Origin of the sequence: Sorangium sp. So ce1153 (assembly GCF_051521595.1) — a bacterium.
GTDB lineage: Bacteria > Myxococcota_A > Polyangia > Polyangiales > Polyangiaceae > Sorangium.
In genome coordinates this window covers 9976027-9989402 of record NZ_CP150361.1, presented here as the reverse complement: position 1 = coordinate 9989402, position 13376 = coordinate 9976027, and the positions used below count along the sequence as shown (strand labels likewise).

The following is a 13376-nucleotide window of genomic DNA, read 5'->3' as shown; positions in this document are numbered from 1 at the left end:
CCAGGATGATCACGATCACGCAGAAGGCAGCCGAGAAGGTGATGGAGATCGCGACCGCGGAGGAACTGCTGGGGCAGGGACTGCGCCTGCGCGTCGTGGGCGGCGGATGCGCGGGCTTCTCCTACGACCTCTACTTCGAGGACAAGCCCACGGAGTTCGACGAGGAGTTCGAGGACCGTGGCGTCAAGCTCTACATCGACCCGCTGAGCTTCCAGTATCTCGACGGCACCGAGATCGATTACGTGGAAGGCCTCCACGGCTCGGGGTTCAAGTTCAGCAACCCGTCGGTGAAGAGCACCTGCGGTTGCGGCTCCTCGTTCTCGGTCTGATCCGGCGTTCGGTTCTCTCCCGACCGGACCTCCCCCCCGCTGGATCCCGCTTCCGTCCTGGCTCGCTCCGCCCGTCGCTGGAGCGGCCGACGTGAGATGCACACGGGCAGCGTGAGCGCGTCTGCCCGGAGCATCCGGCGCTTCCCGGCTTTCTAGCGCATCCTTTTTGCCTGGCTGCTCACGCAGGCGCGCCTGAGCCGTCGTGCGCCATGGGGTCGCGCGATGGTGCACAACCTGCCCGCCCGGGGCGGCATGCCAACTGCATCGCAGTCTTGGTGGGCTGCTCCCTTCGGAATCTCGAACCAACCACTTCGGCGGCAAGTGCCGGCGAAGCGATCAACGCGATCGGGGTCCGGCGCATGCCGGCCTCGACAGCAGGAGCCGAGGTCCGGCGCAGGCCGGCCTCATCAACCGAACCGGGGTCTTCGGACCTCGAAGGAAACCCTGTGCAAACGTCCCGAGATCAGGCCAGCGCAGTTTCGCGCTACATCACGCATGTTCGGCAGATCCCGGAGCTGTCGCGCGAGGAAGAGGTCGAGCTCGCTCGACGGTGGCGGGACCACGGCGACGAGCAGGCCGCGGCCGCGCTCGCGCTCGCGAACCTGAGGCATGTTGTCTCGATTGCGATCAGCTACCGGCGTTACGGAATCCCTCTGTCCGACCTCATCGCCGAGGGGAACTTCGGGATCGTCCATGCGATCCGCAAGTACGACCCCGATCGCGGAAATCGCTTCGTGACCTACGCAGCCTACTGGATCCGGGCGTACATCCTGAACCACGTCATCCACTCCTGGAGCCTGGTCGGCGTGGGCTCGGGCCCGCTGCGCTCCAAGATGTTCTTCCGGCTGCGGCGGGAGCGGGCGCGCATCGCGGGCCTCGTGGGCGAGGGGGAGGAGGGCGACCGGCTGCTGGCCGAGAAGTTCGGCGCGCCCGCGGAGAAGGTGCTGGAGATGGCCCACCGGCTGGAGGCCCGGGACGTCTCGCTCGACACCAAGGTGTTCGAGGACGGCGCCCGCTCGCTGGTCGACACGCTGCCGGCCGACGACCAGGACCAGGAGGAGCGCTTCTCGCGCGCGGAGGAGGGGGCGCTGCTCCGCGAGCGGCTCACGCAGGCGGTGGAGAACCTGGATCCGCGCGAGCGGTACATCGTCGAGACGCGGATGATGGCGGATCCCGAGGAGGAGCTGTCGCTCGCCGAGATCGGGCGTCGCCTGGGGGTGTCGCGCGAGCGGGCTCGGCAGCTCGAGGCGCGGGCCAAGAAGAAGCTGCGCGACCGCCTCCAGCCGCTGGCGGCGTAGCGCCGCGTGGCGCCGCGCCTGCCGCGTGGCGCCGCGCCCGCCGCGTGGCGCTGCGCCTGCCGCGCCTGCCGCGTGGCGCCGCGCCTGCCGCGTGGCGCCGCGCCTGCCGCGTGGCGCCGCGCCTGCCGCGTGGCGCCGCGCCTGCCACGTGGCGCCGCGCCTGCCGCGTGGCGCCTTGCCACACGTGGGCGGTGGTCGATCACAAAAGCGCGAGGCCCCGCCGGGGGGCGAGGCCTCGTGGTCACAGGGGACGTAAGCCGAGTTCTGTTGCGCGGGGGGTCGCCCCCCTCGCGCTGGCGATCATTCCTCTAGGACGCGCGTCGCCGCGCGTCTCAAGCAGCCAACCCGGAGGCCTGGGGCGGGCAGCCCTTGCCGTGACGGCTTTCGCCGCCGCGGACGCCTCCCTACGCGGCCTTGCTCCAGGTGGGGTTTGCCGTGCCGCCCTTGTTGCCAAGGGCGCGGTGGGCTCTTACCCCGCCGTTTCACCCTTGCCGCGCGGCGAGCCAGCGGAGGCTCGGAGCGCTGCCCGTCCGGGCAGGAGGCTCCTCGCCCTTGCGAGGCGCGCGGCGCGGCGGTCTGTTCTCTGTGGCACTTTCCTCGAGATCGCTCTCACCGGGCGTTACCCGGCACCCTGCCCTGCGGAGCTCGGACTTTCCTCCCGCGCCCGGGTTTCCCCGGCCGCCGGCGATCGCCTGTCCCGCTGCGACGCGGCGAACATAGTCAAGAGACGGCCGGTCGCCAACACCTCCGCGCGGCGCTGCGCGGCGCGGGCGCGCTGCGGGCACGGCGCGCGGCGCGACCCACGCGCCGCTTCCCGGGACGGGCGCGTGGCCTCGGCTTCACGAGCGCGCCGGCCGGGCGCGTGGCCTCGGCTTCACGAGCGCGCCGGCCGGGCGCGTGGCCTCGGCTTCACGAGCGCGCCGGTCGGGCGCGTGGCCTCGGCTTCACGAGCGCGCCGGCCGGGCGCGTGGCCTCGGCTTCACGAGCCGCGGCTGCCGTCCCCATTGGGACGTCGGCACCGGAGGCGACGCGTGGTGGCCCGCGGCCATTCCGTCCGGCGGCGTCATCGTTCAAGATGGCTTTACCGCGCTGGGTCGGTATCTCGCGTGGCGAAGTGTGACAGCTGTGGCAATTCGCCCGTCGGCGCGTCGCGCGCCAGGGAGCTTGGAGAGGCCGGAGCACAGGCCGTCTTCGCCGCCGGCGATACAGCGGGGAGGCGCGGCACGGGAGCCGCGCCTCCCCGGGCGCGATCAAGGGGCGGCGCAAACAGGGGAGTCGGCCCCGATGTGCGGACAGTGCGTCGTCGGATCGACCGTGGCCTCCGTGAGGTGGTACAGGCGGCAGGCGAGCGTGTCGCCCATGCTGTCAGGGCCCGTGTAGGGCTCTTCTGCATCGAAGTCGGCGGCCGCGGTGTCGCAAGCAGCCGTGTCTGCGAAGACGTCGGGGCACGCCGCGGGCGCGACCGAGCAGAACGCCTCGACCGCCGTGCCGCAGCCCCCGGCGCCCGCCGGGCCCGCGTGGACGCAGTGCGTGTCTGGGTCCGTCGCGGCCGCGGTGGCGTGGTAGGCGCGGCACGCGAGCGAATTGCCCGAGGTATCCCCTGCGGCTCCTTCGGGGAGATCGGCGCAGAAGGCTTCACAGGAAGCCTCGTTCTTGTACTGCGCAGCATCGCCGGTACAGTTCGCCATGAGCGCCGCGCAGTAGGTGGTACAGCTGACGTCCGGCGCGCTGCCGCCGCCACCGTCGCCGCCCCCTTGACCGCTGCCTCCTTCGCCGGTGCCACCGTCACCGCCGGTGCCACCGCCCGCGCCGCCGGTGCCAGAGGCCGTGGTGGTCGCGGTGGTGCCGTTCCCTCCACTACCGTCGTCGTCGCCACAGCCAGGGAGCGCGACGAGGGCGCCAACAACCGTCAATATGCCTGTAAAGAGGAATCGTGATGTATGCATGCGATGGAGTGTCATGCGTTCTGCTCTCGAGGTCAAGCTTCGTGGTGACGAACCAGGTTGGGATGTCCCGAGCAACATTCGACAAACCCGGACGCGCATGGAATGACGAAGTCTCCCCTCCACGAGCGCGACAGCGGTGTTCGGCGTGAACCCACTGGACGAGCAAGATCAGTCTCCCAAGTCCGCCTGCCGCGATCGCCGCGCCGCCGGAACCATGCGCTCGAGCTCCGCCGTGCGTGGCCAATGCTGCACGCGACGCGCTTGAACGGAAGTGAGGATGATCCAGAGAGCAAAATCTCGACGCTCGGGCCGGCGAGCTCATGGAGGCTATCGAGCCAGGTGACTTCAACCGTGCTTCGACATCTCGGCTCGTGTGCTCGATGGCGCCGCGGATTCGTACGAAGCACTCTCGGTGGCTCGTGCGCGCTCCGCATGCCATGTCGTCACACCTCTCCTTGTAGGCGGTGCGACAGAGCGCCATCGCTCGTTACATCTGCCCTGCTCCCCAGGAACACCCTTGCTCCTGTTGACTCCGCCTGCGTACGCGCGAGCGACGCCTGATGGAAGGCGCGGGCGGAAGCGCGTTCCGTCCTCCGCGTCAGGCGCTTGCCGAGCCGGAGCGGGACAGCGGCGGTGCTCCGGGAGATCTCCATGAGATCGGAGGGAGACTCCGCCTTACCGCTTCAGAGCTCAGAGGCGATGTCGTGGCACACGCTTGATGGTGCATGCCACCTGGCGGGCGTGTCGACTGCCGACTGCCGACTGCCGCGCTAACTCCGCCGGCGCGGCGCCCGATGCGCCGCCGGCCTCCTGCGGCTTGCTTCGCGTCAGCTGCGGCGGAGCTTCTTCGCCATCTGGGCGCCCAGCTCGGCAGAGCGGTTGGACGCGGCCTCGACCGCGTCGATCAACGTGCGCCGGAGGCCGCCTGCCTCCAGCGTGTGGAGGCCGGCGATGGCGGTGCCGCCGGGGCTCGTCACCATGTCCTTCAGCCGCCCGGGGTGCTCGCCTGTCTCGAGCTGGAGCTTGGCGGCGCCATACACCGTCTGCGCGGCGAGCAGCAGCGCCGCGTCCCGGCCGAGGCCGACCTTGACGCCGCCGTCGGCGAGCGCCTCGATCATCAGCATGACGTAGGCGGGGCCGCTGCCGGACAGGCCGGTCACCGCGTCGAGCAGCGACTCGTCGAGCACGACCACGCGACCGACCGCCTGGAACAGGGTCCGCGCGATCTCGACATCGTCGCTCGTCGCGTGGCTGCCGGCGGAGATCGCCGTGGCGCCGGCGAGCGCGATCGCGGCGGTGTTCGGCATGCTGCGGATGACGCGCGCGCCCTCCGGCAGGCGGGCCTCGATGGCGTCGATGGGCACGCCGGCCGCGACCGAGATCACCACGTCGGTGCCGCCGAGCCCCGCCGAGATCGGGGCGAGGACGCGATCGACGATCTGCGGCTTGACGGCGATGACCAGGACGTCAGCCCACCGGCAGAGCGCGTCGTTGTCCTCGGTGGTCTCGATGCCGTAGCGCTCGCGCAGGAACTTGAGGCGCTCGCCCTTCAGATCGCTCGCCCGGACCTGCGCCGCGCCCACGGCGCCTCCCTGGAGCAGGCCTCGGATGAGCGCCTCTGCCATGTTCCCGCCGCCAAGAAACCCGATCTTGCGCCCTCGCAGTAGGCCCTCGTCGCTCTGCATCGCTCGCCTCCAGGAGCGCGCACCCTAGCAGCCCTGCCGAGCTCGCGGCTCAAATCTCGACATGCCCCGCCGCCGGCGCGGCGGACGCGCGGCGCCGCCATGGACGGCGGACCGGCCGGCGGCCAGCGCGCTCCGCTGACAAGGGCGAGCGCCGATGCCCTGAGCGCGCGCCGCGCGCCGGTGCCCCGGCGCCCGCCCTTGTCAGCGGAGCGCGGGGCGTTATTTCTGCGCCGGAATGAACGCAGTGCGTCCCCTGTTCGCCGATCGCAGGACGGGACCCCTCGACTGCCCGACGGAGATTCCATGATTCAAGCGGTTTCCCATCGCTCCCGCGCTTCGGTCCTCGCGCTGCTCTCGCTGGCGGCGCTCTCGCTGGGCGGGTGCGGTCAACAGGCTCACGCCACGCCCCCTTCCACCCAGGCCGCGGCCGTCGCGCCGGCGGACGCAGCGCCGCCCGTGTCGACGGTGACGCTCCCGCCCGCGCCGGTGCCGGCCACCTTCGACGTCGCCGCGCTGTCCGACCGGGTGCGGCCGATGGTCGTCAACATCACGACGACCCATGAATCCGTGGGTCGCGAGGGGCTCGATCCCTTCGACTTCTTCTTCGGCCCCCAGGGCGGCGGCCGCGGCGCCCCGCGCGGCCCGCGGCCCACGCAGACGGCGCTCGGCACCGGCTTCATCATCGACCCGAGCGGCTACGTGGTGACGAACGAGCACGTCATCCACGACGCGTCCGGCGTCCGCGTCCGGCTCGCCGACGAGCGGGAGTTCGAGGCCGAGGTCGTCGGCCGCGATCCCAAGCTCGACCTCGCGCTCCTGCACCTGAAGGGCGCGAACGGCTTGCCCGTGGCGCCGCTCGGGTCGAGCGAGCAGCTGCGGGTCGGAGAGCACGTGCTCGCGGTCGGCAACCCGTTCGGCCTCGGCCACACGGTCACGCTCGGCATCGTGAGCGCGAAGGCGCGCGCGATCGGCGCGGGGCCCTACGACGACTTCATCCAGACCGACGCCTCCATCAACCCGGGCAACAGCGGCGGGCCGCTGTTCAACTGGCGGGGCGAGGTCGTGGGCATCAACACCGCCATCCGGGCGGGCGCCAACGGCATCGGCTTCGCGATCCCGATCGACGCGCTGAAGGACGTGCTCCCGCAGCTCCGCGAGAAGGGGTTCGTCGAGCGCGGCAAGCTCGGCCTCCTGTTCCAGCCCGTCACGCGCGATCTCGCCGCGGCGCTCAAGCTGGACGGGCCGAAGGGCGCGCTCGTCGCCGAGGTCGAGCCGGGCGGCGCCGCCGCGCGCGCCGGCATCAAGCCGGGCGACGTCATCGTGGACGTCAACGGCGTCCCGATCCTCCACGCCGAGGAGCTGCGGCGCAACGTGGCGCGCAACGCCCCCGGCTCCGAGATCAAGGTGACCGTGGTGCGCGCCGAGAAGCGGCAGGAGCTCGTGGCCAAGCTGGACGCGCTCCAGGACGAGGAGGGCGAGGCCGGAAATCGCCCGCGGCCGACCCAGGGCGCCCGCCCCGAGCGGCAGCAGAGTGCCGAGAAGCTCGGAATCCAGATCTCCGACGCCGCCGGCGGCGGGGTGCGGGTCGACGGGTTCGCGTCGGGCAGCGACCAGCAGGAGATCCAGGTGGGCGACGTGATCCTCGAGGTGAACGGCGCGCCGGTCAAGGATGTGGCCGGGCTCCGCGCGGCCATCGGGAAGGTCAAGGACGGGTCGATCGCGCTCCTCAAGGTGCGGCGCGGGAAGGTCGTCCAGTTCGCGGCCGTGCCCATCCCCGCGCGCTGATCCCGCCCCGCGCCTGGCGGCGCGGCCGGCGCGAGCCGTCCCGCGCCGCCCCGCCCCGCGTCACCCCAGGCCTCGCCGCCGGCCGGCGGTCTCGTCTTGCGCCTCGGCGGCGCGCGCCGCCTCCTCGGCCGCGCGCGCTGCCTCCTCGAGCGCGCGCTTCTCCGCCTCCGTCTGCTTCACGCGCTCCTCGAGCACGTCGGTGCCGAGGTAGCGGAAGACGTAGATGCCCCCCACGAACATGCACAGGAACAGCGTGAGCACCCGCCAGAGGACGACGTACGGCACCACGAACGCGCCCCGCACCCAGGGTGACATCAGCGCGTTCGATCCGAGCTCGGCGACGCCGCTCGCGCCGGGCGTCGGGCTCATGTAGAGCGCGAAGTTGAGCAGCGTCTGGGTCAGGATGACCTGGAAGATCGGCGGGCCCACCGAGACGAAGGTCGAGGGCGAGGTCGGGATGCCGAGCCCGAGCAGGATGAAGTAGGCGACGGCGAACCGCGAGCAGAAGAAGCCGAACGTGAGCAGCAGGGCGGCGGCGTAGGCGCGCTTGCCGCGGCGCATGTAGATGCGGAAGCCCTGGTGGAACTCGTCGACGCTCCGCAGCAGGCGCGCGGTCGTGCTGCCGGGCGCGGCGAGCGCTGCCTCGGCGCGGGCCCGCAGCCGGGGCACGCGCCGGGCGCCCAGCAGGACGGCGCGCAGGAGCTTCCCGAGCGGCACCGACAGCGCGCGGACGACCGCCTTGAGGAGCGGCGGGTACGCCGCCGCGGCGATGAGCGCCACGAGCCCGGAGCCGAACATGGCGACGGTGAACAGGAGCAGCCACTCGATCTGCTGGCCCCCCTGCAGGACGAGCATCCCGTGGTACCGGAGCGTGAAGATGGCGACGGCGGACAGCAGGAAGAACGAGACCGTGCACGAGGCGGTGAGCAGCGCGGCCGTGGCGACGTCGACGAGGCGCATGCCGCCGTGCACGAGGACGGCGGCCTGCGAGGGCGCCGCGCCGGCCTGCCCGGGGGTCACCCCGGCGCAGAACATCAGCACGAACTCCGACGTCACCGCCGTGCGCAGGCGGAGCCCGGGCCAGAGCACGCGCCCGAGGACCCAGATCCTGAGGCCCCCGAACACGCCCTCCTGCAGCGCCAGCACGGCGCCGACGAGCAGCCAGCCCGGCCGCACGTGCGCGAGCCCGGCGGCGAGGCTCTCCTGCTTGTCGTGGATCTCGCTGTAGAGCACGTACGCGAACGACGCGAGCGTCAGCGTGACGATGAGCTGGATGCCTCGGATCAGGGTGGCGCGGTTCATACGGGGGCGCGCGTCCGGGGTGACCGCATGCGCATGCCTATACCCTGTCGGCGGCGCTCGCGACCGTCATGCCGTCGCTCCGCCGGCTCGAGGCGCCTCCCGCGGCGGCCCCGACCGCGAGCGACACGCCTGGTCGCGCGGCCGGCAGCGAGGTGCGAAGATCGGTTCGCGGCGGGTTCGCCCTGCGCTCGTCGCAGCACGCCCGCGGGGTCGCGGCTCGTCGTGGCGCAGCGACGGCCTGGAGGCGCGCGCTTCCAAGCCGCCGCGCCGCGCGAGGGCGCGACGCGGAGATGTCTGTTGCGTCGCCGAGGAGAGCTCGCAATGCTGCGCCCCTCATGGCGGCACGCAAGATCGCTATCAGCACCGGCGGAGGCGACGCGCCCGGGCTCAACGCTGTCATTCGCGCGGCCACGCTCGCCGCGCTCGAGCGCGGCTGGGAGGTCTGGGGGATCCGGCAGGGCTACCGCGGGTTGCTCGACGACACTCCGGACGGCCTCTTCCGGCTCGATCGCGAGCGCGTTCGGGGCATCGCACACCTCGGCGGCACCATCCTGGGCACCGCGAACCGCGGCGATCCGTTCCATTACCCGACGCCAGGCGAGCACGGGCTCGTGCCGCGGGACCGGTCCGACGACCTCGTGCGGAGGTTCCGCGCGCATGGGTTCGACGCGCTCATCGCGGTGGGCGGGGACGGCTCGATGCGGATCGCGCACCAGCTCCTCGAGCGCGGGCTGCCCCTCGTGATCGGCGTGCCGAAGACGATCGACAACGACGTCTGCTGCACGGACATCACGTTCGGCTTCGACACGGCGGTCTCCATCGCGACCGAGGCGCTCGATCGGCTCCACTCCACGACCGAGGCGCACGAGCGGATCATGGTCGTGGAGGTGATGGGGCGTCACGCGGGCTGGATCGCCCTCAACGCCGGCATCGCCGGGGGCGCCGACGCCATCCTGATGCCGGAGATCCCGTTCCGGTACGAGGCGATCGCCGAGAAGATCCGCCTCCGGGAGTCGCGCGGGCGCCGCTTCTCCATCGTGGTGGCGGCGGAGGGGGCGTACTCGCAGGGCGGGGAGCTGACCATCAAGGACGCGGGCGACGCGTTTCGCCGCACCGCCGTCCTCGGGGGCGTGGCCGAGCGCGTGGCGAAGGAGCTCGCGGCCCGCACCGGCAAGGAGGCGCGCTCCATGGTGCTCGGTCACCTGCAGCGCGGCGGCGGGCCCACGACGGCGGACCGCTTGCTCGCGCTCCGCTTCGGCGCGGCCGCGGCGCGCTGCCTCGTCGAGGACTGCGGGAGCGGGATGGTCGCGCTGCGCGCGAACCGGATCGAGCTCGTCCCCCTCGCCGACGTCGCCGGCAAGACGAAGACGGTGCCGCTCGACTCGGACACGGTCGTCACGGCCCGCGAGATGGGCCTGTGCTTCGGCGACGAGCCGCCCGGCCACTTCGTCGACAGGTGAGCCGCGAGCGAGTCTACCGCTGTCTGCCCTCGTCCCGGCAATAAGAACCCCGGATCGTCCGGTATCGCACCCTGGACCGGTCGGCTCATCGCTCCTCACGTTGTCGGCCGGACGGCCAGAACGGCGTGTCCAGCCTCGTGTTTGACACTCGTCGAAGGGGGCCGATATCTTGGGTTCCCCTCCGAACCCGCGCACACCCCGGAACATGACGAAAGTCCTCGTATTTGAGAGCGATCCGGCGTTCGCCGGGGAGCTCCGCACCGAACTGGGCCGCCTCGGCTGCACCGTCCAGGTGGTCGATGACGGCAATGTCGGCCTGCAGGTCGCCGCGGCCGATCGCCCCGATCTCATCCTGCTGTCGATCGAGCTGCCGCGCATGAACGGCTTCTCGGTCTGCAACAAGCTCAAGAAGGACGCCCAGCTCAAGGATGTCCCGCTCGTCATCATGTCGAGCGAGTCGAGCGAGGAGACGTTCGAGCAGCACCGGAAGCTCAGGACCCGCGCGGAGGACTACATCCACAAGCCGATCGCGTTCGGCGAGCTCCTCGAGCACATCCGCACCTACGTCCCGCTCGACGGAGAGGACGCGGAGGCCGATCCGATCATGATCGATGAGGCCGAGGTGCTCGAGGCCGACATCGACGAGGACTCGGGGGATCCCACGATCATCACGGCGACGGTGATCGCGAACGGCGCGCGCGCGAGCGCCCCGCCGCCCGCCGCGTCGCCCTCCGCCCCGCCGCCCGCGCCGCGCTCCGCCCCGCCGCCCGCGCCGCGCTCTGCCGCGCCGCCTGCGCCGCGCTCTGCCGCGCCTCCCGCGCCTCCTGCCGCCGCGGCGGATCCGCGCGTCGTCCAGGTGCCGGGCCCGCCGAGGCCGCCGCAGGGGACGGGGGCGAGATCGGGGCCCGGCAAGCCGGACGAGGACATCGAGGAGTTCATCGGCGGCGCCTTCACCCGGCTGATCCGCGACGAGGAGGAGGAGCCGATCGACGATCGGACCATCCCCAGGCCGTCGGTCGCGCCGTCGACGCGGGCGCCGGCGTCCACCACGCCGTCGACGCGGGCGCCGGCGTCCACCAGGACGCCCGTACCCGCGTCGGCGCCCCCGCCCGTGAGCTCGTCGCCGATCGCCGCCTACCGCGCGCCGGTCTCCGAGCGCGGGGCCGCCGCTTACCGCGCGCCGATCTCCGAGCGCGGGGCCGCCGCTTACCGCGCGCCGATCTCCGAGCGCGGGCGGATGACCCCTGCGCCGCCGGCGCCGCCTCGCTCCGAGGTGGACTCGGGCGAGATCGAGCGCCTGCGCGCCGAGCTGGATCGGTCCAAGGGCGAGATCGTCCGCCTCACCAAGGAGGTGGCCGCCGCGCGCGCGACCTCGCTCCGCCTCGAGGGCGAGCTCTCCACGGCGAACGACGGCACCCAGGAGGCGTCCCGCCTCCGGCGCGAGCTCGACGAGGTCAAGGCGAAGCTCGCGGCCGGCGGCAGCGGCTCCCGGCCCGGCGGCGTGTCGAGCCGCGAGTTCCTCGACCTGCGCGAGGCGCTGAACAAGAAGGACAAGGAGATCCTCGCGCTGCGCGACCAGATGTCGCGCAAGGACAAGGAGCTCCTGGAGCTCCGGGATCAGACGCTGTCGCTCGAGCGAGAGAAGGCCGATCAGGTCGACAGGCTCCTCGAGCTCGAGCGCTCGAGCGAGGATCTCGGCGCGCAGCTCGCGTCGCTCCGCGCCGACAAGGAGCTCGCCGCGAAGCGCGCCGACGACTTCAAGGCGCGCACCGACAAGCTTCAGGCGCAGGTCGCCGCGCGCGACGCGGAGCTCTCGGCGGCGCGGCAGGCGCTGATGGATGCGGAGGCGGCGCACACGGAGGCGCTCCGCTCCGCGGCGGACGAGAAATCCCAGGCGATCGAGGCCGCGGAGGCGTCGGCGCAGCGCGAGATCGAGGAGCGCACGCAGGCCGAGCGGGAGCGCTTCGAGCAGGCGCTCGCGGGCCACCGGGCGGAGACCGATCGGCTGAACGCCGAGCACGCCGCGCGGATCGAGCAGCAGGCCACCGAGCACCGCGCGGCCGTCGACAGGCTCGCCGGCGAGCACGCTGCGGTGCTCGAGCGGGCGAGGGCCGAGTCTGCCGCGACGGCGGACGGGCTGCGGGCGGAGCACGCCGCGGTCGTGGAAGGGCTGAGGGCGGAGCACGCCGCGGCGGTGGACGGGCTGAAGGCCGAGCACGCCGCGGCACTGGAAGGGCTGAGGGCGGAGCACGCCGCGGCGGTGGACGGGCTGAAGGCCGAGCACGCCGCGGCCATGGATGGGCTGAGGGCCGAGCACGCCGCGGCCATGGATGGGCTGAGGGCCGAGCACGCCGCGGCGCTGGACCGGCTGAGGGCCGAGGCCGAAGCGGCGCAGCGCGAGCAGGAGGCCGCGGTCGAGGCGCTGCGGCGCGAGCACACGGGCGAGATCGAGCGGCGCGATCGCGAGCACGCCGCAGCGCTGGACGGGGCACGCTCCGAGCACGCCGCCGATGTCGAGCGGATCAACGCGGAGCACGCGGCCGCGCTGCAAGGGGTGCGCGCCGAGCAGGTCGCCGCGAGCGAGCGGCAACAGGCCGAGCACGCCGCGGCGATCGAGGCGCTGCGGGGCGAGCACGCCGCGGCGATCGAGGCGCTCCGCGGCGGGCACGCGACCGCCGTCGAGGAGCTCCGGCGCGAGCACGCGGGCGAGATCGAGCGGCGCGACAGCGAGCGCGCGGCCGCGCTGCTCGGCCTCCGGACCGAGCACGCGCGGGCGCTCGAGCGCCAGGCCGAGGAGCACGCGCGCGCCGTCGAGCGCCAGGCCGAGGAGCACGCGCGCGCCGTCGAGCGCCAGGCCGAGGATCACGCGCTGGCGCTCGAAGCCACGCGCGCGGACTTCGCGGCGCAGCTCGCGGCGCGAGAGCGCGAGCTCATGGAGGAGCGCGAGCAGGCCGTGCGCGCCGCAGAGCAGGCCCACGCGGACCGCGTGGCCGAGCTCGAGGCGCGCGCCGCCGATCGGCAGGCCCAGGCCGAGGCGGCGCACGCGCAGGCGCTCGCCGACGCCCGCGGGGCGCACCAGGCCGAGATCGCCGAGCGGGACGCCGCCTGGGCGGCGCAGCGGCACGAGCTGGACGAGATCGCCCGCGGGCTCTCGACCGAGCTCGGGCAGGCGCGCAACCAGGTCGCGCACCTCCAGGCCCGCACGGAGGAGCTCGAGCAGCAGCTGGAGCAGCGCGCGGGAGAGCTCTCCGCGCGCAGCGAGGAGCGCGACCGCCTGCTGGGGGAGCTCGCCGAGCGCGCGCGCGGGATCGAGGAGATGCAGGGCCGGCTCACCGCGGCCGAGCAGCGGGAGAGCGAGCTCGGCGCCCAGCTCTCGCACCGGACCGAGGAGCGCGACACCCTGAGGACGCACGGCGAGCAGCTCGCCGAGCAGCTCGCCGTGGAGCGCGCCCGCCTGCAGAAGGCGCGCTCGAAGTGGGGCGACGACCGCGTCTCGCTGGAGCGCGCGCGCGAGGCGCTCGCCGCCGCGCTGTCTCAGATCGAGCAGGCCGAAGCGGTGTCGGTCGAGTGA

Annotated in this window: 8 protein-coding genes and 1 other RNA gene; 5 read left to right on the top strand and 4 right to left on the bottom strand. The window is 73.0% G+C overall.

Translation table 11 applies throughout. The features are described 5' to 3' along the window. The first annotated feature begins 5 nt into the window (after nt 1-5). Both erpA and WME85_RS35980 read left to right on the top strand, forming a co-directional pair. Nucleotides 6-329 (top strand): iron-sulfur cluster insertion protein ErpA, encoded by a 324-nt coding sequence (gene erpA / locus WME85_RS35985; RefSeq protein ID WP_272094801.1) that lies wholly within the window; start codon nt 6-8, stop codon nt 327-329. Between the two features lie 446 nt (nt 330-775). Further along, a complete protein-coding gene (locus WME85_RS35980) occupies nt 776-1627 on the top strand; it encodes a sigma-70 family RNA polymerase sigma factor (RefSeq protein WP_061609350.1) in 852 nt (283 codons plus the stop codon). 239 nt (nt 1628-1866) lie between these two features. Here the strand turns inward: WME85_RS35980 and rnpB are convergent. From rnpB to proC, 3 genes are all read right to left on the bottom strand, one after another. After that, nucleotides 1867-2331: RNase P RNA component class A (rnpB, locus tag WME85_RS35975), an RNA gene on the bottom strand. Between the two features lie 546 nt (nt 2332-2877). Continuing rightward, complete coding sequence (locus tag WME85_RS35970; RefSeq protein WP_437827609.1) at nt 2878-3540, bottom strand: hypothetical protein; 663 nt, start codon at nt 3538-3540, stop codon at nt 2878-2880. A gap of 860 nt (nt 3541-4400) precedes the next feature. Further along, nucleotides 4401-5258, bottom strand: coding sequence for a pyrroline-5-carboxylate reductase (gene proC, locus WME85_RS35965; protein ID WP_437827608.1), 858 nt, complete (start codon nt 5256-5258; stop codon nt 4401-4403). A gap of 303 nt (nt 5259-5561) precedes the next feature. Here proC and WME85_RS35960 point away from each other — a divergent pair, with 303 nt between their 5' ends. Next, complete coding sequence (locus tag WME85_RS35960; protein WP_437827607.1) at nt 5562-7043, top strand: Do family serine endopeptidase; 1482 nt, start codon at nt 5562-5564, stop codon at nt 7041-7043. A 60-nt stretch (nt 7044-7103) separates the two neighbouring features. Here WME85_RS35960 and WME85_RS35955 read toward each other — a convergent pair whose 3' ends face one another. Then, entirely contained in the window at nt 7104-8345 is a 1242-nt protein-coding gene (locus WME85_RS35955) for a lysylphosphatidylglycerol synthase transmembrane domain-containing protein (RefSeq protein WP_437827606.1), read from the bottom strand. Between the two features lie 335 nt (nt 8346-8680). On the opposite strand from WME85_RS35955, the gene WME85_RS35950 reads away from it, so the two are divergent. Continuing rightward, nucleotides 8681-9805 (top strand): 6-phosphofructokinase, encoded by a 1125-nt coding sequence (locus WME85_RS35950; RefSeq protein ID WP_437827605.1) that lies wholly within the window; start codon nt 8681-8683, stop codon nt 9803-9805. Between the two features lie 205 nt (nt 9806-10010). Continuing rightward, nucleotides 10011-13376, top strand: coding sequence for a response regulator (locus WME85_RS35945; RefSeq protein ID WP_437827604.1), 3366 nt, complete (start codon nt 10011-10013; stop codon nt 13374-13376).